Source organism: Streptomyces sp. NPDC039462 (genome assembly GCF_055639375.1).
In genome coordinates this window covers 338,282-359,206 of the sequence record NZ_JBVKAO010000008.1, presented here as the reverse complement: position 1 = coordinate 359,206, position 20,925 = coordinate 338,282, and the positions used below count along the sequence as shown (strand labels likewise).

Below are 20,925 nucleotides of genomic sequence, written 5' to 3'. Positions count from 1 at the left end.
GGGTCGGCTGCCGGTTGGTTGTGGCTTGTCGCGCAGTTCCCCGCGCCCCTGGGAGGCGCCCTGCGGGCGGCCTCCCCCGATAGCCCCCCCGACAGCCCCCCCGCGCCTGAAAGGCGCATCCTGCGGGTGGCCTTTCCCGGGGCGCCCGGCCCACCGGCGCTGCCGGAACTACCGGGCCTACCCGTACTGCCCGAGCTACCGAAACGACCGGAGCTGCCGGAGCTACCGAAACGACCGGAGGTGCCGGAGCTACCCAAGCGACCGGAGCTGCCGGAACGGCCGGGGCTACCGGGGTAGGCGGGCTACTGCCTTGGCGATTTTTTCGGCGTCTCGGGAGAGTTCGCGGAGCGTGCCGCTGATGGGGTTGGTGAAGCCGGTGAAGTACAGGGCGGGGGCGTGGGGCGGGGTGTGGCGGCCGTGGGTGGTTGGGCGGCCCCTGGGGTCGAGGATGTCGAGGTGGCCGACAAGGCCTTCGAGGGCGCGGCGGTAGCCGGTGGCTGCGATGACGGTGTCGGGGGCGATCCTCGTCCCGTCGGCGAGGACGGCCTTGCCGTCCTCGAAGGACTCCAGGGCGGCGACCGGCTCCACCCGCCCCTTGCGTACGGCGTCGATCAGGCCGACGTCCTGCACCGGGACCGAGCCCTGCTTCGCCCGCGAGTACAGGCCGGTGTCGGGGCGTGGCAGTCCTCGCGAGGTGAGGTCGGGGACGGCGAGCCTGGTGATCGGCCGCGCGAGGCGGTCGACCAGGGCGACGGGGAGCCTGCGGCACAGGATGGCGGCGCGTTGGGCGGGCCAGCCCGCCGTGGTGCGGCGCACGATGTGCGGGGCGGTGCGCACCGCGAGGCGGACCCGGGCGGCGCCGCCCTCCACGAGGTCGACGGCTATCTCGGCGCCGGTGTTGCCGACGCCGACGACCAGGACGTCCTGGCCGGCGTAGGGGAGGGCGTTGCGGTAGCGGGCGGCGTGCAGGAGTTCGCCGGTGTAGGTGTCTCGGCCGGGCCAGTCCGGAAGGTGGGGGGTGTGGTTGTAGCCGGTGGCGACCACCACCGCGCTGCCGGTGAGTTCGCGGCCGCCCGTGGCGTGCAGCAGCCATCCCGTGCCGTCGGCGGTGCGTTCCAGGCGGGTCACCTCGACCCCGGTGACGATGTCGAGCCGGTGGTGTTCGGCGTACTTCTCCAGGTAGCGGACGACGTCGTCGCGCGCCACCCAGCGGCCGAACGAACGGGGCATGGGCAGTCCGGGCAGGCCGGACAGACGGCGCGTCGTGTGCAGGCGGAGCCGGTCGTAGTGGCCGCGCCAAGAGGCACCGACGTGGTCGGACTTCTCCAGGACGACCGCGCGGACACCGCGTCCGCGCAGGGCTGCCGCGACGGCGAGCCCGCCGGGTCCGCCGCCGATGACGTACACGGGACGATCCTGCATGAGCGTAAGCGGAGGGATCGAGTCGGCCATGACTGGAGAGTAACCGCGTGATTACTTGATGGGTGACGGTCAAGTCCGAAACCGGTTGCGAATAGATCACGAGGGGATGCGGGATGCGCGTCTCTTGCGCTCCCGCCACCCCGCACGCTGAACTGACGTAGCGTCAGAAGCGCCCCGGGCGCGCGGCACGCCCCACCGGCCGTTCGCCGCGGTCGAGACGGGAGGGGACGTGGGGGTATGTGCGCACGGAGCACTGAGCGCACTGTGGCGTCTTTGTTCTTGAGGCGGGGCGCGTAGTGATGGCGAGTACGTACATACCCCCGCGGCCCCGCACCCACAGACGGACCCAAGGCGCGGACGCCGGCCCCGCCCGACCCGCAGCCGACCCTCTCTCCTGATCGGAGTCCCACGTGAGTACGGACCAGCGTGCTGCCGAACCCCGCTTCGACCTCCCCGAGACCGATGCCTTCACCCGGACCTACTGGGACGCGGCCGCCGCAGGCCGGTTGCTGATACGCCGCTGCGGGGCGTGCGGCTCGGCGCATCACTATCCGCGTGAGTTCTGTCCGCGCTGCTGGAGCGAGGACGTCACCTGGGAGCAGGCGAGCGGGCGGGGCACGCTCTACACCTGGTCCGTCGTGCACCGGAACGACCTGCCGCCGTTCGGCAGCCGCGTCCCGTACGTCGCCGCCGTCGTCGACCTCGCGGAGGGGCCCCGCATGATGACGGAGATCGTCGAGTGCGAGAAGAAGGGGGCGGCGCTGCGGGTCGGTATGGCGGTGGAGGTGACCTTCCGGGAGGCGGCGGAGGGGGTGGCGGTGCCGGTGTTCCGGCCGACGCGCGCCGAAGGGTGAGCCGCACCCCGCATCCCAGGAGCAGAGGCCGAACGCGGAGGTGAAAAACGGGAGGCAGTCGGCCCGGCCCCCGAGGGAACATGGGCCATGTCTCCAGAAACCCCGGCCGATTCCACGCCCTCTGTGACCCCGTCCCCCACCCCCGGCTGGCAATTGACCACCGACCTCGACGGGTTCCTGACCCGGAGCGGGGCGTATCTGCGGTCCGAACCGGCCCTGCACACCGTCCTGCTCACCGTCACCGACACGCTCCGCGTGCGAGGGCTCCAGGCGTACGGGGAGGGGGCGCCCCTCTTCGGTACGTACACCGACGCCTCCGGTGCCGCCCTCGGCGCCTTCGTGCGGACCCCACCGCATCGCGTGTCCGTCAGCCCGATCGCCCCGCTCGGCCGCGAGGTCGTCGACGCGCTCGCCCGGCAGCTCGCCGACGTCAGCCCGGACCTGCCCGGAGTCGGCGCCGACCACGCCACCGCCGAAGCCTTCGCGCGCGCCTGGGAGAAGCACACCGGCGCCAAGGCGACCCTCGACACCCGGCAGCGCCTCTACCGGCTCGGTGAGCTCACGCCGCCCGAGCCCGCCCCGGCCGGCCGCGCCCGCGTCGCCGGGGAGGCGGACTGGGAGCTGCTTGTGCGCTGGTGCAGGGAGTTCGGCGAGGCCGTCGGGGAGTCGACCTCGATGAACGCCGGTGACTGGGCTGACACCCGTATCGCGTACGGCGGCGTCACCCTCTGGGAGGCCCCCGACGGCACCCCCCTCGCGATGGCCGGTGCCACCCGCCGCGTCGCGGGCCAGGTCCGCGTCGCCCCGGTCTACACCCCCGCCGACCTGCGCGGCCGGGGCTACGGAGGCGCCGCCACCGTCGCGGTCACCCGCGCCGCCCTCGACGCGGGCGCGGCGGAGGTCCTGCTCTTCACGGACCTGGCCAACCCGACGAGCAACGGCCTCTACCAGCGCATCGGGTACCGGCCGGTGGGCGACTTCGCGCAGTACGACTTCGCCCGCTGACCGTCACGGCCAGAGGAGTTCCCGGGCCCAGCCGCCGTCGCCCTGCGCCTGCCGCCGGTAGCGCAGCCGTACGTGGCGGCGCCTCGCGTCCCCCTGGAAGTACTCCACTTCCAGCGGGTCCAGGACGTACAGCGTCCAGGTCGGAGCGTCCGCGTCGGGCTCCGCCTGCGCGCGCTCCCAGGCGGCCTGGGAGGACCGCGCCAACTCCTCCGAGGAGGGCAGGACTTCGCTCTGCCGGCCCACCAGCGCCGCCGCAAGCGCACCGGTCGACCGGGCGTGCAGGTCGGCGAGGCTCTCGGCGTGCGGGGCCGTGGTGACCCGGCCCCTGACGCGGATCTGCCGCCCCTGCGCCGCCCAGTAGAAGTGCAGGGCGGCCTCGGGCCTGGCAGCGAGCTGGCGGCCCTTCGTGCTGGTCGCGTGCGAGGCGAAGTGCCAGCCGAGCTCGTCGGCGTCGTGCAGCATCACGGTCCGCACGTCGGGACCGCCGTCCTCCGCCACTGTCGCGAGCTGCATCGTGTGCGGCTCGGGCTGCCCGGCGTCCACCGCCTCCGCGAACCATGCGTGAAAGAGGGGCAGCGGTGCGGCGGGGGCGCGCGCCGGGTCGAAGGCGGGGAGTTCTACGTCCCAGACCTTCTGGGCCCGGAGCAGCGTACGGAAGGTCTCCTGCGGAACGGGTGATGTCATGCGTCGATTGTGACCTCCTGCCACTCCCGCCCCGCCACTATCGCCCCGCCGCTCCCGTCACTCCGGCCCTCCGACGAGCTGGGCCAACAGGACGCCGTGCAGCAGCTCCCCGTCCACGAACACCCCCTCCCGGGGCGCCCCGCACCGCCAGCTCAGCGGATAGGTGTTGCCGTGCGCGGCGGGGACGCCGACGTACTGGTCCCGCGCGGCGGGCCCGAGACACGTGGCGCCCGGCGGCCAGTCGAAGTCCTTGCTCGTCCCCGGCGCGAGCAGGAAGTAGTTCCAGCGGCCCCCGGACACCTCGCGGATGACGGGCCCGGGGTCGCCCTCCGTGAGCATGGCGAGGTGGTGCAGGACGGCCTCGCCGCGTACGCCCCTGACCCGGATCGCGTCAAAGTGCACGCCGGTGAGGCGAAGTTGGTGGCCGTGGGCGGGTACCCAATCAGGGGTGAGTTCGCTCGTCATGACTACGAGGGTCGGGGTGACTGCGTAGCGTTACCAGAGGCGCAGGGGACACATCGGCAGGGCGTGGAGAGGGCGGTGGCGTTGTGGTGATGAGCGAGAAGACGACGACCGAGCGGGCGGAGACGGCCGTCCCGTCCCCGGCGCGACGCCTCGTGGGTGGCCTGCTGAGGAACTTCCGCGAGCGGTCGGGGCTGTCCCGCAAAGATGTGGCCGGGCGTCTGCTCGTCTCGGAGTCCCTGGCGGGGGCGTACGAGAGGGCCGAGCGCATCCCCACGTCCAACTACCTCGAAGACGCGGACACGGTGCTGGACGCGCGGGGCGCGCTGAAGTCCTGCATTCCGCTGATGGAGGAGGAGAAGTACCCGCCCACGTTCGTGGGGTGGGTGCGGCAGGAGAAGACGGCGGCGAGTATCAGCGCGTACGAGCCCATGTTGTTCCCGGGCATGCTGCAGACCGAGGACTACATCCGGGCACTGTACGAGGAGCGAGTGCCGCAGCTGACCGAGGCCGAGATCGAGAAGAACGTGACAGCACGATTGGAGCGCCAGACGTTGCTGAGCCGCACCCCGCCACCGATGATCGGGTACGTCATCGAGGAATCGGTCCTCAAGCGTCCCATCGGAGGCCGCGAGGTGTTGCGGAAGCAGCTACTGCGTGTGTTGGACGGCGTACGCAGTCTCCATCACCTAAAACTGCAGGTGATGCCTACGGAGACGCGCGAGCACGCAGGGGTGTCGGGGCAGATCAAGCTGCTCAGCACACCGGAAGGCCGCAACTTCGCCTACGACGACGGACAGTTCAGCGGTAGGTTGATCTCAAAGCCGCAGGAGGTCAACCAGCTCATCGACCGCTTCGGCGCACTGCGAGCCCAGGCGCTCACGCCCCGGGCATCCGCGGAACTGATCGAGAGGATGGCGGAGCAGCTATGAACGCCGAGCTGGCGTGGTTCAAGAGCAGCTACAGCAACAACGAGGGCGGCGATTGCATTGAAGTCGCCTACACCTGGCGTAAGTCAAGCTACAGCGACAACGAGGGCGGCGAGTGCGTAGAGGTAGCCACCTGCCCCCACGCCGTCCACATCCGCGACTCCAAGACCGCCCACGAGGGCGGGCCCACCTTCACGGTCACGCCCACCGCGTGGACCGCGTTCCTCAGGTCAGCGCCCGAGTACCACCGTCCCTGACGAGCAGAACCACCCGCCCGTCCCGGACGCCACCGCCAGCTCGGGCAGGCTGCCGTCGGGGCGGCGGACCTGCCCGTCGCCCGCCTGCCCCCGGAGCTGGCGTACCGCCTCCACCAGCAGGAACAAGCCCCGCATCCCCGGGTGCTGGGCGGAGAGCCCGCCGCCGTCCGTGTTCGTCGGCAGCGTGCCATCCCGCAGTAGGCGTCCCTTCTCCACGAAGGAACCCCCCTCGCCCTTCGCGCAGAAGCCGAGGTCTTCCAACGTCACCAAGGTCATGTACGTGAAAGCGTCATAGATCTCGGCCACGTCGATCTCGTCCGGCGTGACCCCGGCCCGCTCGAAGGCGAGGCGGCCGCTGACCGCCGCCGGGGAGATAGTGAAGTCGTCCCACTCGGACATCGTCGTGTGGGAGACGTGCTCGCCCGCGCCGAGTACCCACACCGGGGCGGTCGCGCAGTCCCGTACGTACTCCTCGGCCACGAGCAGCACCGCCGCGCCGCCGTCGGAGCGGATGCAGCAGTGCAGCTTGGTGAAGGGGTCGGCGATCATCGGGCCGTCCAGCACCTCGTCGACCGTGATCGGGTCGCGGAACATCGCGTCCGGGTTGGTCGCGGCGTTGGCCCGGGCCTGGACGGCGACCGAGGCGAGCTGTTCCAGCGTCGTGCCGTACTCGTGCATGTGGCGGCGCGCGGCCATCGCGTACTTCGCGATCAGGGTGTGCCCGTACGGGACCTCGAACTGGAGCGGGCCCCGGGCGCCGAACGACAGGTTGGACGTACGCCGCTTGGCCTTGATGTCGGCGCGGGCCGTCGAGCCGTAGACGAGGAGCACGGCGTTGGCGTGGCCCGCCGCTATCGCGTCCGTGGCGTGCGCGGCCATGACCTCCCAGGTGGCGCCGCCGACGGACGTCGAGTCCACCCAACGGGGCTTCAGGCCCAGATACTCGGCGACCTCCACCGGGGCCAGCGTGCCGAGGCCGGCCGACGCGATGCCGTCGACGACATCGCGGCCGAGCCCGGAGTCGGCGAGCGCGCGGCGGGCGGCCTGGGCGTGCAGGGCGTAGGGCGTCGCCTCGTCGACCCGGCCGCAGTCCGAGAGGGCGACACCGACGACGGCGACCTTGCGGCCGGATGCGGAGCCTGAACGGATGGCAGCAGACATGAATCTGACGGTACATCAGATAAGCCGACCCGGGAGAGGGGTGCAGCGTCGTCCACCCCCTGTGCATATCGACGCCCCCGCCCTAACATGACGGCCCGTCAGTTCTAGGGCCGGGCCGCCGTTGCCCGGCGCCGGGGGGAGGAGCCTGCCGATGGACGCCGCCTTCAGCGCGGAACAGAGCGAGATCCGCCGCACCCTGCGCGAGGTCATCACCAAGCGGTGCGGTCCCGACGAGGTCAAGGCGGCGGTGCGCACCCCGGACGGCCACGACAGCGCCCTGTGGACCGCCCTCGCCGAACAGCTCGGGCTGCCCGGCCTCGCGCTTCCCGAGGCGTACGGAGGGGTCGGCTGCACCTCCGCCGAGCTCGCCCTCGGCTGCGAGGAGCTGGGGCGCGCCCTCGCGCCCACGCCGCTGTTCGCCACCGCCGTCCTCGCCGCCCCGCTGATCCTCGCGCTCGGCACCGACGAGCAGCGCGCCGCGCTCCTGCCCCGCATAGCGGCCGGAGAGCTGACCGCCGCCCTCGCCGTCCCCGGCTCGGGGCTCGCCACGGCGCTCGGGCTCGTCGGCGACAACCGGGGCGACTGGGCGGGCGGCGGGCGTGCGGGCGGTGTGCAGGCGCGGCTCGCCGACGGGGTGTGGCGGCTGTACGGGCAGGCCGAGCAGGTCATCGACGGGCACAGCGCGGGGCTGCTCGTGGTCGCCGCGCACGCGGGGGGCTTCGCGCGGTCCCGTACGCTCCTCTTCCTCGTGCGCGATGGGGCGTCCGGCATGGTGCGGACTCGGCAGACCGCGCTGGACGAGACCCGCACCCAGGCCCGCGTGGAACTACGCGATGTGGAGGGCGAGTTGCTGGGGGTCGACGAGGCCGATGTGCCGGCCGCGCTCGGTGCGGTCGGGGACGTCGCCGCCACCGTCGTCGCCGCCGAGGCCGTCGGAGCCGCGGAACGAGCCCTGGAACGTACCGTCGACTACGTACAGCAGCGTGAGCAGTTCGGCCGCGCGATCGGGTCCTTCCAGGCGGTCAAGCACCGCCTCGCGGACGTGTACGTGCAGGTGCAGGCGGCGCGGTCGGCCGCCTATTACGCAGCGTGGGCGGCGGGCGCGGAGGCCGCCGGGTTCGGCGGGCAGGGCGCCGAACGGGCCGGCGGGCTCGCGCTCGCGCAGGCGCTCGACGCGCTGCGGACCGCCGCGTCCGAAGCGGTGCAGCTGCACGGCGGCATCGGCTTCACCTGGGAACACGAGGCGCACCTGTACTTCAAGCGGGCATCCAGTGACGAACTGCTCTTCGGTCCGGTCCACCGGCTGCGGGCCCGCGCGGCGGACCGCGCCGGACTGTTCGAGCCCGCCGAAGTCCAGGAGGCCGTCTGATGCCGGCCGGGCTGCGGCTGGTGCAGAAGGTGTCGGCCACCCGGGCCTTCGCGAAGGTCGCGCCGCACTTCGTGCCCGCTATGGACCGGGCCGTGCACCGGCTGACCAGGGGAAAGGTGCTGCTCAGCGCGCGCATGCTGCCCGGGCTCATCCTGACCGCGCGGGGCGCGAAGACCGGTCTCCCGAGGCGGACGCCCCTGGCCTGCATGCCGGAGGAGGGCGGGGAGGGTGGCGAGAGCTGGGTGCTGGTCGGGTCCAACTTCGGGCGCCCGGGGCATCCCGCGTGGACAGCCAATCTGCTGGCCGACCCCGATGCCGAGGTGAACTGGCGGGGCGCCGACGTGCCCGTGCGGGCGCGGCTGCTCACGGGGGAGGAGCGGGCGGCGGCTTGGGAGGCGGCGCTCAAGTTCTGGCCGCCGTATGCCGCGTACCAGGCCCGGGTGGAGCGGGAGATACGGCTGTTCCGCCTGGTGCCGGTCCCGGCGCCTGGTGCCCGTCCCGACCACAACGGCGGACCACCGAGGTGATCCGCCGTCGGGCTGACAGGACCGGGAGAGAGCTCGGGCACAGGGAGCCCGGAGCTCTTCGGGCTACTTCGTCGGCTTTTTGCCGGTGACGCCCAGATGTACCAACATCGCCAGGTTCGGCTTCAGTTCGGTCTGCTTGACGCCCCACGTCTGGAAGCCCCGCTGGTGGGAGGCGACCGCCGCGAGCATCGCGACCAGGGAGCCCGCCATGGCCGCCGGGCTGACGTCCTTGTCGACCTTGCCCTTGGCCTGCAGCTCCTTGACGGTGTCCGTAAGGGAGTTGTTGACCGAGTTGAGGATCTTCATCCTGATTTTGTAGAAGCGCTTGTCGCCCTCGGCGGCGCCCAGGTCGACGACCCGCAGGATCGCGTCGTTCTTGCGCCAGAAGTCGAGGAAGCCCTCGACAAGGTCCTGGGAGGTCTGCCAGCCGGCCTTGCCGACCCAGGAGCGCCCGTCGAGCAGCTGGGTCAACTCGGCGCCCTCGGCGGCCATTTGCTCCGCGATCTCCAGGACGGCGCCCTCGACATCGGGGAAGTACTGGTAGAAGGTCGCTGGTGAAGTCCCCGCCTTCCGGGCGACGTCGATGACTTTGACGTCCCGGTAGGGCGAGGAGCTGAGCATCTCGCTGAGGCAGTCGAGCAGCTTCTGACGCGTCGCCTGACCGCGCCGGCCGGCCACGCGGCCGTCGACGGTACGTACTTGTCCTGTCATGCCGTCAGCTTACCGAGGGGTGATCGGAGCGCGATTCGGCCGAGTGCAAATGGGGTTGGGGCGCGGAAGCACGGCGCGGGGCGCACCTCGGCGCCCGCCCGGAGGAATCCCGTGGAAATTGGCCATACGTTCGAATCTTTGCGCTGCGGAGGCCCGGGCGGGCGGTTAGTTTGACTGGTATGGACTACGAGGGCGTGCCCTGCTGGGTCGACGCGATGCTCCCCGACGTCGAGGGCGGCAAGCGGTTCTACGGTGAGCTCTTCGGGTGGACTTTCGGCCAGGGAGGCGGGCCGGAGCACGGGCGCCATGCCGAGGCGTACAGCGACGGCCTGCCCGTCGCCGCGCTCGCCCCCAAGGCCGACGGCCGCATGCCCACCGTATGGACGGTGTACATGGCCACCCCCGACGCGGCCGCCCTGGCCGAACGCGTCAGGGACGCGGGCGGCTCCGTGATCACGGAGCCCCGGCCGGCCGGGGCCGCAGGGACCATGGCGCTCGTCGCCGACCCCGAGGGCGCCGTCTTCGGCCTCTGGCAGCCCGGCACGCACCACGGCTTCGGCAAGCGGCAGCAGCCCGGGTCGTACTGCTGGGCCGAGGTGTACTCGCGGAACAAGGACCTGGTCGACCCGTTCTACGAGCGCGTCTTCGGATACGGCGGCTTCGACCTCGACCTCGACGGCGAGGACTTCCGCACCTGGTCGCCCGCGGGCGCCGAACCCGGCCCCGACACGGCGATCGGCGGCCGCAGCCTGATCCCGGCCGCCGCCGGCCCGGGCGCACGGCTGCGGATCCCCGACGAGATGCCCGCCCACTTCCTCGTGTACTTCAACGTCGACGACGCCGACGCGACGGCCGCCGCGGTGACCCGGCTCGGCGGGCGCGTGCAGGCGCCGCCCCACGACACCCCGTACGGGCGGATCGCGGTCTTCACGGACAACCAAGGGGCCACCTTCGCGGTCCTCCAGGACTGAGAGACCGTTCGAAACCGCCCGCCGGACCAGGCAACACGGCATTTTGTCCGGAGACACCCCGATCGCGCCCCGGGTTCGCCACCGCCGCCCCGGACAGGAAGAATCAGGGTGCGTGCCGCCGTAGCGGCTCGGTGGTGAGACGCTGCACGGGGCTGTCTTCTTCGGCGGCCGCGTACGGGGAGGTGGCAGGGCAAGTGGTGGATCAGCTGACGCAGCACGATCCGAGGCGGATCGGCCCGTTCGAGGTCCTCGGCAGGCTGGGCGCCGGTGGCATGGGCCTGGTCTATCTCGCGCGCTCCGCGTCGGGGCGGCGCGTGGCGATCAAGACGGTGCGGACCGAGCTCGCCGAGGACCAGCTGTTCCGTGTCCGCTTCACGCGCGAGGTCGAGGCGGCCCGCGCCGTGTCCGGTTTCTATACGGCGGCCGTGGTGGACGCCGATCCGCGGGCCGCCGTGCCCTGGCTCGCCACCGCGTACGTCCCCGCGCCCTCCCTCGAAGAAATAGTGAACGAACACGGGCCGCTGCCCACCCAGGCGGTGCGCTGGCTGGCGGCGGGCGTGGCCGAGGCCCTGGAGTCCATCCACGGCGCCGGGCTCGTCCACCGTGACCTCAAGCCGTCGAACGTCCTCGTCGTCGAGGACGGCCCGCGCGTCATCGACTTCGGCATCGCGTCCGGCGTCTCCAACACGCGGCTCACCATGACCAACGTCGCCGTGGGCACCCCCGCCTACATGTCGCCCGAGCAGGCCAAGGACTCCCGCAGCGTGACCGGCGCGAGCGACGTCTTCTCGCTCGGCTCGACCCTCGTCTTCGCCGCCACCGGGCACGCCCCGTTCCACGGCGCCAACCCCGTCGAGACCGTCTTCATGCTGCTCAGGGAGGGCCCGGACCTCGAAGGGCTGCCGAGCGACCTGCGGCCCCTCATCGAGTCGTGCATGCAGATGGAGGCCGCCCTCCGGCCGTCCCCCGCCGATCTCCAGGCGCAGCTCGCCCCGCACCTCTTCGCCTCCGAGAGCGCAGACAACGACGACAGCGGCACGGCGTCCGCGTGGCTGCCGGAGCGCGCCGTCGCGCTCATCGAGGCCCGCCGCGGCGGCCGCCCGCCCGCCCGGGTCCCCGCCTCCGCCGGGCGCAGCGCGGGACGGGCCGCCGCCCCCGCCGTGTCCGCCGCCCCCGCCGCGCCCGTGACGGCACCGCCGCCCCCGCAGCAGCCGCCGCCCGCGCCGCCGGCCCGGTCGCCCTTCGGCGGCAGCCCCGACTCCGGGCCCGTGCGGCTCGCCGGGGCGAAGGTGCCGATCGGCCCGGGACCGCGGGTGGCCGGCGCCCGCCCGGCCGTCGCGCCCGGCGCCGCCGCGCTCGCCGCCTCCTGGTCACGGTCCGCGGGCCACCGGGCCCCGGGCAACGGCGCGGAACCGGCGCCCGCCGTCCCGGCGCCCGCCCCGGCCCCGGACGCGGCCTCGTCGTGGCGGCCGTGGCGCTTCCGGATGTCCAACGACGTCTGGGGCACCCCCGCCGTCGCCGGGAACCTCGTCTACGTGACGTCCTTCGAGGTCCACGCGCTGGACGTCGCCACGGGCCGCCGCAGCTTCAAGACGCGGGACGTCGCCTGGTCCATGGCGGTCGCCGACGGCCGTATCCACGCCTCCGACGGGCCCACGCTCTACGCCCTCGACGGCGCCGACGGCTCCGACCTGTGGCGGCTGCCGACCGACGCCTGGGTGTACTCCCTCCAGGCCGACCGCGGCACGGTCGTCACCGGCACGCGCGGCGGCGGCGTCCAGGCGTGGGAGGCGGCCAACGGCGAGAAGCTCTGGGAGATCACCGGCGCGCAGACCGACTTCGAGACGCCCGAGGCCGGTCCCCTCGTCCTCGACGGCACCGTGTACGTCTGGAAGGACGCCAGGCTGCGGGCGCTGGAGGCGCGGACCGGTGAGGAACGCTGGTCGTACCCCGTCGGCGACGCGGCCTCCTGCGGCGGCGTGCCGGTGCGGCTCGCCCAGGGGCAGGACGGGTACGTGTACGTGGCCGCGGGCACCCGCGTCCTCGCGATCGACGTCGCGAGCGGCCACGTCCGCTGGCACTTCGAGGCGCCCGCCGCCTTCCTCTGCCCGCCCGCCTTCGCGCCCGGGCCCGCCGTCACGGGCGGCGGCGTGTACCTCGCCGACTACCTCGGGACGGTGTACGCCCTCGACGCGACCGACGGCCGCGACCGCTGGCGCATCGCCACGGAGTCCCGCTCCTCGATCGAGCCCGTCCTCGTCGCGGACGGCCACGTGCACGTGGGCAGCGGCAAGGGGCTCTACACCCTGGACGCCGTCACGGGCACGCCGAAGTGGCGCTTCCAGGCGGGCGGCGAGGTCGTGGGCGCACCCGTCGTCGCCGACCGCCGCATCCACTTCGGCTCCACGGACCACTTGCTCTACACCCTGAAGGCGGACGACGGCCGCCTCCGCTGGAAGCTGGCCACGGGTGGCGAGATCACGGGCGCGCCCGTGGTGCGGGACGGCGTGGTCTACGCGTGCAGCAAGGACCGGTGCGTGTACGCGCTGGACGCGGAGCGGGGGACGGGGACGTCGCCGAGGGCTTAGCGGTCTTGGCCGTCTAGCCGTCTTGGCCGCGGGGGCGGTCGGGTGGGTCCGGCCGGTTCTGCGGGGCTTGCGGGGCCTGCCACGGTGCCGGGGGCGTGTCCGTCGGGTACGTCGGGATCGGCTCCGTCGGGTACGGGTCCGGCGGGGGGTACGGGTCCGCCGGATAGTTGGGGTCGCCGTAAAGGTCCCCGTAGGTGGAGGGCTCCGGGGGTGCCGGTGCCGGTGCCGGAGCGGCCGGGACCGTGTCCTGGTCCGTCGCTCTGCGGCGCCCGCGCCCGCGTCTGCGGCGCCGCCCCGCCATGAGTGCCGCCGCGAGCAGCAGCACCAGACCGCCCGCGAGGCTCAGCAGGACGCCCAGGCCGAGGCCCGAGCCGTCGCCCGCGACCGCCAGACTGCCCTCCGCCTGGCCCTGCCGGACCATCCACAGCACCGTGAAGCCGAGCACCAGCACGCCCGCGAGCGCCACGAGGAGCCGCGACCTCAGCACGAGACCGATCAGCGTCACGAGCGCCGCGAAGGCGAACGGCAGGAAGAGGGAGCCGAAGAGCTCCGCCTTGGCGTCGGTGACCCCGCCGGAGAACAGCTCACCAATGCGGAAGTCACGTCCGGGACGGCCGTCGTACCAGGCTCGGAAGGGGCTCCATACGGCGGCCGTCGCTCCGGCGAGAGCGAGGATCGACCCGAGGACGTTGCGGACCATGAACGGGCCTCCTCCTGGCGTGCGACTCGCTGTGCGCATCCGTACGCGTCTCTCAAGATCGACGCTACGCCGAGTGCGTGAACCCCGCCACGGGAAGGGACGCGTAGATCGCGAGGCCCCTCCTCGCTACCGCATACGGAAGTCGCCGCCCCGCCGCGGCCGCTCCGCGAACAGCTTCGCCTGGCGGTCCGGCGGCAGGTTCCCGAGGGCGATCAGATGGGGTGCGTGCGCCAGCGCCTGCGCGCGGGCCGCCTCCTTCGCCGACCAGACGGCCCGCACGGTGCCCTGCACCGCCTCCGTGGGGTACGAGGCGATGGTCTCAGCGGCGCGGATTGCGGCGCCTATGGAGCCGCCGGGCGGCGTCAGCTCGGAGACGAGGCCGGTCTCGTACGCCCGCCGCGCGGAGACCCGCTCGGCCGTGCCCATCAGCGCCATCCTCGCCACCTCGCCGAACGCCATGCGCTGCGCCAGGTGGATCGTCTCGTACGCGCTGACCATGCCGTACGTGGTGTGCGGGTCGAAGAACGTGGCGTGCTCGTCGGCCACGACGAACTCCGCCTCGCCGATGAGGTAGAAGGCGCCGCCGCCCGCCATGCCGTTGACCGCGGCGATCACCGGTTTCCACAGGTCGTTCGCCTTCGGGCCGATCGCGATCAGCGGATCGTCGATCGTGTACGGGGAGCTGGGCTGCGGCACGTCGGCGTCCCGGTCGATGCCGGTGCAGAAGGCCTTCTCTCCCGCGCCCGTCACGACGACCGCACGGACCGTGTCGTCGTACCGGAACCGCCGCCACGTCGCGGCCAGTTCGTCCGCCGTCCGTACGTCGATGGCGTTGTGGCGCTCGGGGCGGTCCAGGGTCAGGACCGCCACGCCGGTGCCCTCGTCGACCGCCGTGCGCAGGGCGGCGGGGGACGTCACGGGCGCTCCAGGAGCCAGCGCGGGACGACGGTCCCGCCCACGTCCGCGAAGACGACCTGCACCTTCGCGCCGATGCGCAGCCGCTCCGGGGGTACGGAGTTCAGCTCGCCGTCGGGCGTAGCGACGAGGTTGCCGACGAGACGGATGCGGGGGGCGTCGGCCAGCTCGACGATGATCGCGTTGTAGGGGGCCTGCGCGGCGTAGGCGGGGAGGAGGGGTGGGTGGGGGAAGACGTACGACCAGATGCGGGCGCGGCCGCTCATGCGGCGCCAGTCGCTCTCGAAGGACTGGCAGTGGGGGCAGCAGGGTCTGGGCGGGAACCTTGGCTCGCCGCAGGCGGTGCAGGACTGTATGCGGAGTTCGCCTCGGGCGGCGTAGGCCCAGAAGGGGGCGCCGTCGTCGTCCATGGTGGGTGTCAGGAGGGGGTCGGGGGTTGCGTCTGCCATGTGCTGTCCTTTGCCGGGTGCGGGTTTGGTTTTGGTTGCTCGCGCAGTTCCCCGCGCCCCTGGAAGGCCCCTGCGGGGCCCCAGGGCGCTTATGCGGACCGCAGCAGCAGTGCTGAGGTGGGGACCCCTTCGCCTGCTGTCACCAGGCACGTCGTCGCGTTCGGGACCTGGGCCGTGGAGGTGCCGCGCAGTTGCTTCACGCCCTCGTTGATGAGGTTGAAGCCGTGGACGTACGCCTCGCTGAGGCCGCCGCCGCCCGTGTTGATGGGGAGCCGGCCGCCGCTCTCCAGCGCGCCGCCCTCCGTGAAGGCGCCGCCCTCGCCGCGGCCGCAGAAGCCGTAGCCCTCCAGGGAGAGCGGGATGAGCGGGGTGAACGCGTCGTAGATCTGCGCCACGTCGACGTCCTGCGGTCCGAAGTCGGCCTGTTTCCACAGGTGTCGGGCCGCCGTCCAGGCCGGGCCCGAGAGAGGGTCGTCGTTCCAGTAGTTGACCATGCCGTGGTGCTGGGCGGGCAGGCCCTGGGCGACGGAGTGGACGTACACGGGCCTCTGGCGGCAGTCGCGCGCCCGCTCGGCGGAGACGATGACGCAGGCCAGAGCGCCGTCCGTCTCCAGGCAGTTGTCGAAGAGGCAGAGCGGTTCGCTGATCCAGCGCGAAGTCATATACATGTCGCGGGTCAGCGGGCGCTCGTACATCATCGCGGCGGGGTTCTGGTTGGCGCGGTTGCGGCAGGCGAGGGCGACGTTGAAGAGGTGGTCGCGGGTCGCGCCGTACTCGTGCATGTAGCGGCGCGCGAGCATCGCTATCTCGTCGGCGGGGCGGAGGAGGCCGAAGGGGCGCGTCCACTGGGCGGGGGTGGGGAGTTGGACGGTCGTGTTCTTCCAGGGGCGCGGGCCGCTGCCGCGCTTGCGGGAGCGCCAGGCGATGCCGACGCTCGCCTGGCCGGTGGCGATGGCCGAGGCGAGGTGGCCGACCGTGGCGCAGGAACCGCCGCCGCCGTAGCCGACCTTGCTGAAGAAGGTCACGTCACCGGCGCCGATGGCCTTGGCGACCTCGACCTCGTCGGTCTCCTCCATCGTGTACGAGGCGAAGGCGTCGACCTCGGACGGGGCGATACCGGCGTCGTCGAGCGCGTCGACGATCGCCCGGCACGCCAACTCCTTCTCGCTCTGCGCGAGTTGCTTGGCGAACGGGGTCTGGCCGATCCCGACGATCGCAGTAGCGTCCTTGAGTGAAGCCATGGGCAACGGCACCTCCGCCTGTCGCGAGCGTGTCAAGGCTGCTGACAGCGCGTCAGGCTACAGCTAATCTGACGGTTAGTCAGCTACTGGGTTCTCTGCGGGAGGGGCTTGCGATGCGCGGCGACCTGGAGTGGGGCAGCATCCCGGGGCTTGTCCGGGCGGCCGCCGGACGGTACGGCTCGCGGGAGGCGGTCGTCGAGGGCCGCACCCGCGTCTCGTACGCGGAACTGGGCGAGCGCGTGGAGCACGCGGCGGCCGCCTGCATGGCCAACGGCGTCGAGCCGGGCGACCGCGTCGCCGTCTGGGCGCCCAACACCCTCGACTGGATCGTCTCCGCGCTCGGCGCGGTCTCCGCCGGCGCGGTCCTCGTCCCCCTCAACACCCGCTTCAAGGGCACCGAGGCCGCGGACGTCCTGGCGCGCAGCCGCGCGCGACTCCTCTTCGTCACGGGCACGTTCCTCGGCACGTCGTACGTCGCCTCGCTGCGCCGCGCCGCGGCCGAGGGGCCCGGGTCCGGCCCGCTGCCGGGCCTGCCGCACCTGGAGGACGTGGTCGTGCTCGCGGACGACGCCCCGGAGGACTTCCGCACCTGGAAGGACTTCCTGGCGGGCGGCGACCGGGTGCCCGGCGAGACGGTCCGCGCCCGGGCGGCGTCCGTCGACGGCTCGGCGCCCTCGGACATCATCTTCACCTCGGGCACGACGGGCCGCCCCAAGGGCGCCGTCATCACCCACGCCCAGACCCTGCGCTGCTACGACGTGTGGAGCGACCTCGCCGGGCTGCGCGAGGGCGACCGCTATCTGATCGTGAACCCGTTCTTCCACACCTTCGGCTACAAGGCCGGGATCATCGCCTGCCTGATGCGGGGCGCGACGATGATCCCCCAGCCGGTCTTCAACGTGGACACGGTCCTCGCCAACGTCGCCGCCGAACGCATCTCGGTCCTGCCGGGCCCGCCCACCCTGCACCAGTCGCTCCTCGACCACCCCTCGCGCGACCAGCACGACCTGTCCGCGCTGCGGCTCGTCGTGACGGGCGCCGCGGTGGTGCCGCTGCGGCTGGTGGAGCGGCTGCGCACGGAGCTCCGCATCGCCACCGTCCTCACCGCGTACGGGCTCTCGGAGGCGAGCGGCATCGTCACGATGTGCCGCCGCGGCGACCCGCCCGACGTCATCGCGGCGACGTCGGGCCGGGCCATCCCCGACACGGAGGTGCGGGTGGTGAGCCCCGCCGGGGAGCCGCTGGGGCCGGGTCACCCGGGCGAGATCCTCGTCCGCGGCCACAACGTCATGCGGGGCTACTTCGAGGACCCCGCCGCCACGGCACAGTGCCTGACGCCCGACGGCTGGCTGCGGACGGGTGACGTGGGCGTCCTCGACAAGGCGGGCAACCTCCGCATCACGGACCGCATCAAGGACATGTTCATCGTCGGCGGCTTCAACGCCTACCCGGCCGAGATAGAGCAACTCCTCGGCCTGCACCCGGAGGTGGCGGACGTCGCCGTGATCGGCGTGCCCGACCCGAGGCTCGGCGAGGTCGGCAAGGCGTACGTGGTGCGGCGGCCCGGGGCCGTCGTGACGGCGGACGACCTGATCGCGTGGGCGCGCCGGGAGATGGCCAACTACAAGGTGCCGAGAGCCGTGGAGTTCGTGCCGGAACTGCCGCGGAACGCGAGCGGGAAGGTGGTCAAGGGGGAGCTGCGGGGTGGCACTGCCGGTGCTATTCGGCGCCGGCCGCGATGAGGGCGGCCCGCTCGGCCTCGCCGCACTCCACGCAGAACTCGTTGCCCTCCGGGTCGGTGAGGGTGACCCAGCCGCGGCCGCTGGGCCGCCGGTGGTCCTCGTACAGCTTCGCGCCGAGCGCGAGCAGCCGCTCGACCTCCTCGTCGCGGGTGCGGTCCTGCGGCTGGAGGTCGACGTGCAGCCGGTTCTTCAGGGTCTTGGTGTCCGGCACGGTCACGAAGAGCAGCGTGACACTTGCCGACTCGACCAGGGCCTCAGGGTCACCGGGGGCATCGTCGTCGGAGACCTTGCCGCCGAGGACCTCGGCCCAGAAGGTGGCCTGGCGGTAGGCGTCGTGGGAGTCGAACGTGAGGTGGCGCACGAGAGAAGTCATGGCCGGCACTCTCCGCTGTGGGGGCGGGAGTTGTCCACGGGAATTCGCCCGGGACGGGGCGGTCAGTGCCCGGACGGCGGCTCGAAACAGCCGGTCTCCATGAAGCGCCCGCTCGTGCTGACCTCGAAGTTCGACTTCTGGACGAAGCCGGTGACGCAGGCGTCGTCGCCTACGTAGAGGCCGATCACGGCGCCTTCGGGCGTGACGTAATCCCCGTCCCCGTAACGGGAGTTCATCGCCTGCACGTCGAGCTGCCCGCCGATCAGCTCACCCTCCTTGGTCGTCTTCCGGACCTCGTACCCGAGCTCGCCGGTGAGGGCGGCGCGCACGCTGTCCGGGTCCCACTTCTTCGCCTTCCACAGCCGCTTCAGGACGGGCCGGACGCGGGCGGCCTCGACGCGTGCGGCCTCCGCGGAGTCCACGGACATATCGCCGGGGCGGCGGTAGGCGTTGTTCTCGCCGTAGTGGGGCGCGCCGTCGACGACTCCGGGCTCTACGTAGGGGGAGGCGCCGGGGGCTTCCGAGGGCGTGGGGGATGTGGATGGCGTGGGGGGTGGGGACGGCGTGCCGGTGGAGGGGGCCGCAGCGTCCGTGGCGGGCCGCTCGTCGCCGCAGGCGGTGAGGGCGAGGGCGGAGCCGAGGAGGAGCGCGCAGGCACCGAGGCGTCTTCGGTGGGTTCGGTACGTCGAGGTGACCATGCCCATGACTGTGCCACGACAGCGTGGACGACTGTGCGTCGGCCGGACAGGCGAGCGAACAACTCTGCCAGGATTGTCCGATGCACACCGCACGACAGCCCCGCATCCTCTTCGTCACGGACCTCGCCTACCAGGCGAAGGGCCGCCGCTACTGCGACGAGGACATCTACCTCTCCTCACGCCTCCGCGAGGACTTCGACGTGGCCCTGTGCCACCCGCTGGACGCGGCCTCCCTGATGGAGACGGGCGCCTTCGACACCGTCGTGGTCCGCAACAGCGGCCCCGTCCTCCACTACGAGGCGCAGTGGGAGGACTTCAAGGAGCGGGCGGGGCGTCGCGGTGCGCGGGTCTACAACCAGCTGAGCGGCAAGGCCGACATGGTCGGCAAGCAGTACCTGCTCGCCCTGACGGCGGGCGGCCACCCCGTGATCCCCACGGTCGACGACCCGCGGGACGTCGGCCGCCTCCCCGAGACGGACAGGTACGTGGTCAAGCCGAAGGCGGGCGCGGACTCCATAGGCCTGGAGTTCGTGAGCCGCGAGGGCCTCGCGGAGCTGCGGGCCGAGTCCGGCATCCTGATCCAGCCGTGCGTCGACTTCACGTACGAGGTCTCGTTCTACTTCGTGGACCACGCTTTCCAGTACGCCCTGTACGCGCCCGACCCTGCCAAGCGCTGGCACCTGGAGCGTTACGTCCCGACCGAGGCCGACCTGGCCTTCGCCCGGGGCTTCGTCGAGTGGAACGCCATCGACCACGGCATCCAGCGGGTCGACGCGTGCAGGACCCGTGCCGGGGAGCTGCTGCTGGTCGAACTGGAAGACCTCAACCCCTACCTCTCCCTGGACCTCCTGGACGAGGAGACGCGGGACGCGTTCGTGGCGGCACTGAAAAGGTCCCTGGCGGAGTGGGCCGATTGACGCAGGCCGTCTGGTGCAGCGTCGCGCCTTCCGCCCCGCCGCAGACGGGCCTAGCCTCACAAAGAAGGAGAGCGCGCGGCAGCATGGCAGCGCAGTCGCCGCTCTTCCCAGTCCCCGGACCCCGGACGCCGGAGCCGTGCCACCGACCTGAACGGCTCCGGTCCGCTGCCCTCGCGGCATGCCCGACCGGGACGTTCTCCCGCACGCCCCGAAGCCGTGAGGCCAGGCGCGCGCCAACCCCGGAGGGGAGCCACGGCGTTGGCGCGCGCGGGGGGCCACCGCAGCTCGTTGCCCGGCTCAGCCCTGCGGGGGAGCCGGGAGGTGGCTGTCGCCCTGGGGGGTGACCGGCAGGTGGCTGTCACCGGGAGGGGCCGGCAGGTGGCTGTCGCTCTGCGGGGAGACCGGCAGGTGGCTGTCGGCGAGCGCGGGGCTCGCGGCGCCGCCCGCGACTGCGGCGGCGACGGCCAGGGTGACGAAGGCCTTCTTGGTGCGGGTCATTCCAACTCCCTTGAAAAGTGCAACTGATGATCGTCGGGGACGCTACTTGTGAAGGGCACGGTTGTTCGGGTTGCTTGCGTGGTTCCCGCCATTGATTGGCCTGAACCGGGCCCGGGCATGCGTCGGCCGCGGCGGCTCCCCCTCCGCGCCGCCGCGGCCGATCGTTCCCCCGTCAGGAATGCAGCTCTAGGCGTCCTTGGGCGGAGCCGGAATGTGGCTGTCGCCCTGCGTGGTGATCTGGCCGTCCTTGGGCGGGGCGGGGATGTGGCTGTCGCCCTGCGTGGTGATCTGGCCGTCCTTGGGCGGGGCGGGAATGTGGCTGTCGCCCATGGTCGTGATCTGCGTGTTCTGCTTGGCGTCGCTCATGCCGGGCTCCTCGGGTTCGACGGTTCGCTGGGGCAGAACGCCCGCTCGGCAACTCCCCCGAGGGTCGCCGAACGGGCGTTCCAGGG

The 20,925-nt window shown here is 72.4% G+C and carries 23 protein-coding genes; 10 read left to right on the top strand and 13 right to left on the bottom strand.

Annotated elements, in window-relative coordinates; genetic code table 11:
* Positions 1-285: 285 nt before the first annotated feature.
* Positions 286-1,452: a flavin-containing monooxygenase gene (locus tag ACZ7LU_RS34795; RefSeq protein WP_471919022.1), complete on the bottom strand. Its 1,167-nt coding sequence runs from the start codon at positions 1,450-1,452 to the stop codon at positions 286-288.
* Positions 1,453-1,832: 380 nt separating this feature from the next.
* Between ACZ7LU_RS34795 and ACZ7LU_RS34790 the strand changes: the two genes are divergently transcribed.
* The gene (locus ACZ7LU_RS34790) at positions 1,833-2,276 is read left to right on the top strand and encodes a Zn-ribbon domain-containing OB-fold protein (RefSeq protein WP_471919021.1); all 444 of its coding nucleotides are present in this window, start codon (positions 1,833-1,835) and stop codon (positions 2,274-2,276) included.
* A gap of 87 nt (positions 2,277-2,363) precedes the next feature.
* Complete coding sequence (locus tag ACZ7LU_RS34785) at positions 2,364-3,281, top strand: GNAT family N-acetyltransferase (RefSeq protein ID WP_471919020.1); 918 nt, start codon at positions 2,364-2,366, stop codon at positions 3,279-3,281.
* Positions 3,282-3,284: 3 nt separating this feature from the next.
* Here the strand turns inward: ACZ7LU_RS34785 and ACZ7LU_RS34780 are convergent, their stop codons facing one another.
* Together ACZ7LU_RS34780 and ACZ7LU_RS34775 are read right to left on the bottom strand one after the other, a co-directional pair.
* Complete coding sequence (locus ACZ7LU_RS34780; protein ID WP_471919019.1) at positions 3,285-3,965, bottom strand: pyridoxine/pyridoxamine 5'-phosphate oxidase; 681 nt, start codon at positions 3,963-3,965, stop codon at positions 3,285-3,287.
* A 57-nt stretch (positions 3,966-4,022) separates the two neighbouring features.
* Positions 4,023-4,430 carry a hypothetical protein gene (locus tag ACZ7LU_RS34775; protein WP_471919018.1) on the bottom strand — a complete coding sequence of 136 codons (408 nt, stop codon included), beginning with the start codon at positions 4,428-4,430 and terminating at the stop codon, positions 4,023-4,025.
* Positions 4,431-4,519: 89 nt separating this feature from the next.
* On the opposite strand from ACZ7LU_RS34775, the gene ACZ7LU_RS34770 reads away from it, so the two are divergent.
* Both ACZ7LU_RS34770 and ACZ7LU_RS34765 read left to right on the top strand, forming a co-directional pair.
* The gene (locus tag ACZ7LU_RS34770; protein WP_471919017.1) at positions 4,520-5,359 is read left to right on the top strand and encodes a helix-turn-helix domain-containing protein; all 840 of its coding nucleotides are present in this window, start codon (positions 4,520-4,522) and stop codon (positions 5,357-5,359) included.
* Positions 5,356-5,613 (top strand): DUF397 domain-containing protein, encoded by a 258-nt coding sequence (locus ACZ7LU_RS34765; RefSeq protein WP_471919016.1) that lies wholly within the window; start codon positions 5,356-5,358, stop codon positions 5,611-5,613. Before ACZ7LU_RS34770 ends, ACZ7LU_RS34765 begins: the two co-directional genes overlap by 4 nt.
* On the opposite strand, the gene ACZ7LU_RS34760 is transcribed toward ACZ7LU_RS34765, so the two are convergent.
* On the bottom strand, positions 5,587-6,774 hold the full coding sequence (locus ACZ7LU_RS34760; RefSeq protein ID WP_471919015.1) for a thiolase C-terminal domain-containing protein: 1,188 nt from the start codon (positions 6,772-6,774) through the stop codon (positions 5,587-5,589). The genes ACZ7LU_RS34765 and ACZ7LU_RS34760 overlap by 27 nt on opposite strands.
* 151 nt (positions 6,775-6,925) lie before the next feature.
* Between ACZ7LU_RS34760 and ACZ7LU_RS34755 the strand changes: the two genes are divergently transcribed.
* Together ACZ7LU_RS34755 and ACZ7LU_RS34750 are read left to right on the top strand one after the other, a co-directional pair.
* The gene (locus tag ACZ7LU_RS34755; RefSeq protein WP_471919014.1) at positions 6,926-8,143 is read left to right on the top strand and encodes an acyl-CoA dehydrogenase family protein; all 1,218 of its coding nucleotides are present in this window, start codon (positions 6,926-6,928) and stop codon (positions 8,141-8,143) included.
* Positions 8,143-8,670, top strand: coding sequence for a nitroreductase/quinone reductase family protein (locus ACZ7LU_RS34750; protein ID WP_471919013.1), 528 nt, complete (start codon positions 8,143-8,145; stop codon positions 8,668-8,670). Before ACZ7LU_RS34755 ends, ACZ7LU_RS34750 begins: the two co-directional genes overlap by 1 nt.
* A 63-nt stretch (positions 8,671-8,733) precedes the next feature.
* On the opposite strand, the gene ACZ7LU_RS34745 is transcribed toward ACZ7LU_RS34750, so the two are convergent.
* Positions 8,734-9,381 (bottom strand): TetR/AcrR family transcriptional regulator, encoded by a 648-nt coding sequence (locus tag ACZ7LU_RS34745; RefSeq protein ID WP_398303174.1) that lies wholly within the window; start codon positions 9,379-9,381, stop codon positions 8,734-8,736.
* A gap of 179 nt (positions 9,382-9,560) precedes the next feature.
* On the opposite strand from ACZ7LU_RS34745, the gene ACZ7LU_RS34740 reads away from it, so the two are divergent.
* A complete protein-coding gene (locus ACZ7LU_RS34740; protein ID WP_398303176.1) occupies positions 9,561-10,352 on the top strand; it encodes a VOC family protein in 792 nt (263 codons plus the stop codon).
* A 194-nt stretch (positions 10,353-10,546) separates the two neighbouring features.
* Positions 10,547-12,940, top strand: a complete 2,394-nt coding sequence (gene afsK / locus ACZ7LU_RS34735; RefSeq protein WP_468305007.1) for a protein serine/threonine kinase AfsK — start codon at positions 10,547-10,549, stop codon at positions 12,938-12,940.
* 13 nt (positions 12,941-12,953) lie between these two features.
* Here afsK and ACZ7LU_RS34730 read toward each other — a convergent pair whose 3' ends face one another.
* From ACZ7LU_RS34730 to ACZ7LU_RS34715, 4 genes are all read right to left on the bottom strand, one after another.
* Positions 12,954-13,640: a hypothetical protein gene (locus ACZ7LU_RS34730; protein ID WP_471919012.1), complete on the bottom strand. Its 687-nt coding sequence runs from the start codon at positions 13,638-13,640 to the stop codon at positions 12,954-12,956.
* Between the two features lie 126 nt (positions 13,641-13,766).
* Complete coding sequence (locus ACZ7LU_RS34725) at positions 13,767-14,558, bottom strand: enoyl-CoA hydratase/isomerase family protein (protein WP_471919011.1); 792 nt, start codon at positions 14,556-14,558, stop codon at positions 13,767-13,769.
* Positions 14,555-15,004: a Zn-ribbon domain-containing OB-fold protein gene (locus ACZ7LU_RS34720; protein ID WP_471919010.1), complete on the bottom strand. Its 450-nt coding sequence runs from the start codon at positions 15,002-15,004 to the stop codon at positions 14,555-14,557. Before ACZ7LU_RS34720 ends, ACZ7LU_RS34725 begins: the two co-directional genes overlap by 4 nt.
* 89 nt (positions 15,005-15,093) lie before the next feature.
* Positions 15,094-16,245 (bottom strand): lipid-transfer protein, encoded by a 1,152-nt coding sequence (locus ACZ7LU_RS34715; protein ID WP_471919009.1) that lies wholly within the window; start codon positions 16,243-16,245, stop codon positions 15,094-15,096.
* Positions 16,246-16,358: 113 nt separating this feature from the next.
* On the opposite strand from ACZ7LU_RS34715, the gene ACZ7LU_RS34710 reads away from it, so the two are divergent.
* Positions 16,359-17,987 (top strand): FadD3 family acyl-CoA ligase, encoded by a 1,629-nt coding sequence (locus tag ACZ7LU_RS34710; protein ID WP_471919008.1) that lies wholly within the window; start codon positions 16,359-16,361, stop codon positions 17,985-17,987.
* On the opposite strand, the gene ACZ7LU_RS34705 is transcribed toward ACZ7LU_RS34710, so the two are convergent.
* A complete protein-coding gene (locus tag ACZ7LU_RS34705; RefSeq protein WP_398303190.1) occupies positions 17,965-18,360 on the bottom strand; it encodes a VOC family protein in 396 nt (131 codons plus the stop codon). The two genes, ACZ7LU_RS34710 and ACZ7LU_RS34705, sit on opposite strands and share 23 nt — an antisense overlap.
* Before the next feature lie 62 nt (positions 18,361-18,422).
* The gene (locus ACZ7LU_RS34700) at positions 18,423-19,058 is read right to left on the bottom strand and encodes a hypothetical protein (RefSeq protein WP_471919007.1); all 636 of its coding nucleotides are present in this window, start codon (positions 19,056-19,058) and stop codon (positions 18,423-18,425) included.
* An 80-nt stretch (positions 19,059-19,138) separates the two neighbouring features.
* Here ACZ7LU_RS34700 and ACZ7LU_RS34695 point away from each other — a divergent pair, with 80 nt between their 5' ends.
* Positions 19,139-19,975: a hypothetical protein gene (locus ACZ7LU_RS34695; RefSeq protein ID WP_471919006.1), complete on the top strand. Its 837-nt coding sequence runs from the start codon at positions 19,139-19,141 to the stop codon at positions 19,973-19,975.
* 297 nt (positions 19,976-20,272) lie between these two features.
* Here ACZ7LU_RS34695 and ACZ7LU_RS34690 read toward each other — a convergent pair whose 3' ends face one another.
* Together ACZ7LU_RS34690 and ACZ7LU_RS34685 are read right to left on the bottom strand one after the other, a co-directional pair.
* Entirely contained in the window at positions 20,273-20,473 is a 201-nt protein-coding gene (locus tag ACZ7LU_RS34690; RefSeq protein WP_398303196.1) for a hypothetical protein, read from the bottom strand.
* A gap of 186 nt (positions 20,474-20,659) precedes the next feature.
* Positions 20,660-20,839, bottom strand: a complete 180-nt coding sequence (locus ACZ7LU_RS34685; protein ID WP_468610462.1) for a sigma-like protein — start codon at positions 20,837-20,839, stop codon at positions 20,660-20,662.
* Positions 20,840-20,925 lie beyond the last annotated feature (86 nt).

What these genes read in the sequence shown, in the direction of transcription:
- ACZ7LU_RS34695 (WP_471919006.1), top strand. Translation starts at nt 19,139, where the DNA reads ATGCACACCGCACGACAGCCCCGCATCCTCTTCGTCACGGACCTCGCC.
- ACZ7LU_RS34765 (WP_471919016.1), top strand. Translation starts at nt 5,356, where the DNA reads ATGAACGCCGAGCTGGCGTGGTTCAAGAGCAGCTACAGCAACAACGAG.
- ACZ7LU_RS34740 (WP_398303176.1), top strand. Translation starts at nt 9,561, where the DNA reads ATGGACTACGAGGGCGTGCCCTGCTGGGTCGACGCGATGCTCCCCGAC.
- ACZ7LU_RS34770 (WP_471919017.1), top strand. Translation starts at nt 4,520, where the DNA reads ATGAGCGAGAAGACGACGACCGAGCGGGCGGAGACGGCCGTCCCGTCC.
- ACZ7LU_RS34755 (WP_471919014.1), top strand. Translation starts at nt 6,926, where the DNA reads ATGGACGCCGCCTTCAGCGCGGAACAGAGCGAGATCCGCCGCACCCTG.
- ACZ7LU_RS34690 (WP_398303196.1), bottom strand. Translation starts at nt 20,473, where the DNA reads ATGACCCGCACCAAGAAGGCCTTCGTCACCCTGGCCGTCGCCGCCGCA.
- ACZ7LU_RS34750 (WP_471919013.1), top strand. Translation starts at nt 8,143, where the DNA reads ATGCCGGCCGGGCTGCGGCTGGTGCAGAAGGTGTCGGCCACCCGGGCC.
- ACZ7LU_RS34710 (WP_471919008.1), top strand. Translation starts at nt 16,359, where the DNA reads ATGCGCGGCGACCTGGAGTGGGGCAGCATCCCGGGGCTTGTCCGGGCG.
- ACZ7LU_RS34780 (WP_471919019.1), bottom strand. Translation starts at nt 3,965, where the DNA reads ATGACATCACCCGTTCCGCAGGAGACCTTCCGTACGCTGCTCCGGGCC.
- ACZ7LU_RS34745 (WP_398303174.1), bottom strand. Translation starts at nt 9,381, where the DNA reads ATGACAGGACAAGTACGTACCGTCGACGGCCGCGTGGCCGGCCGGCGC.
- ACZ7LU_RS34685 (WP_468610462.1), bottom strand. Translation starts at nt 20,839, where the DNA reads ATGAGCGACGCCAAGCAGAACACGCAGATCACGACCATGGGCGACAGC.
- ACZ7LU_RS34705 (WP_398303190.1), bottom strand. Translation starts at nt 18,360, where the DNA reads ATGACTTCTCTCGTGCGCCACCTCACGTTCGACTCCCACGACGCCTAC.
- ACZ7LU_RS34730 (WP_471919012.1), bottom strand. Translation starts at nt 13,640, where the DNA reads ATGGTCCGCAACGTCCTCGGGTCGATCCTCGCTCTCGCCGGAGCGACG.
- ACZ7LU_RS34715 (WP_471919009.1), bottom strand. Translation starts at nt 16,245, where the DNA reads ATGGCTTCACTCAAGGACGCTACTGCGATCGTCGGGATCGGCCAGACC.
- ACZ7LU_RS34720 (WP_471919010.1), bottom strand. Translation starts at nt 15,004, where the DNA reads ATGGCAGACGCAACCCCCGACCCCCTCCTGACACCCACCATGGACGAC.
- ACZ7LU_RS34700 (WP_471919007.1), bottom strand. Translation starts at nt 19,058, where the DNA reads ATGGTCACCTCGACGTACCGAACCCACCGAAGACGCCTCGGTGCCTGC.
- ACZ7LU_RS34775 (WP_471919018.1), bottom strand. Translation starts at nt 4,430, where the DNA reads ATGACGAGCGAACTCACCCCTGATTGGGTACCCGCCCACGGCCACCAA.
- ACZ7LU_RS34795 (WP_471919022.1), bottom strand. Translation starts at nt 1,452, where the DNA reads ATGGCCGACTCGATCCCTCCGCTTACGCTCATGCAGGATCGTCCCGTG.
- ACZ7LU_RS34760 (WP_471919015.1), bottom strand. Translation starts at nt 6,774, where the DNA reads ATGTCTGCTGCCATCCGTTCAGGCTCCGCATCCGGCCGCAAGGTCGCC.
- ACZ7LU_RS34785 (WP_471919020.1), top strand. Translation starts at nt 2,364, where the DNA reads ATGTCTCCAGAAACCCCGGCCGATTCCACGCCCTCTGTGACCCCGTCC.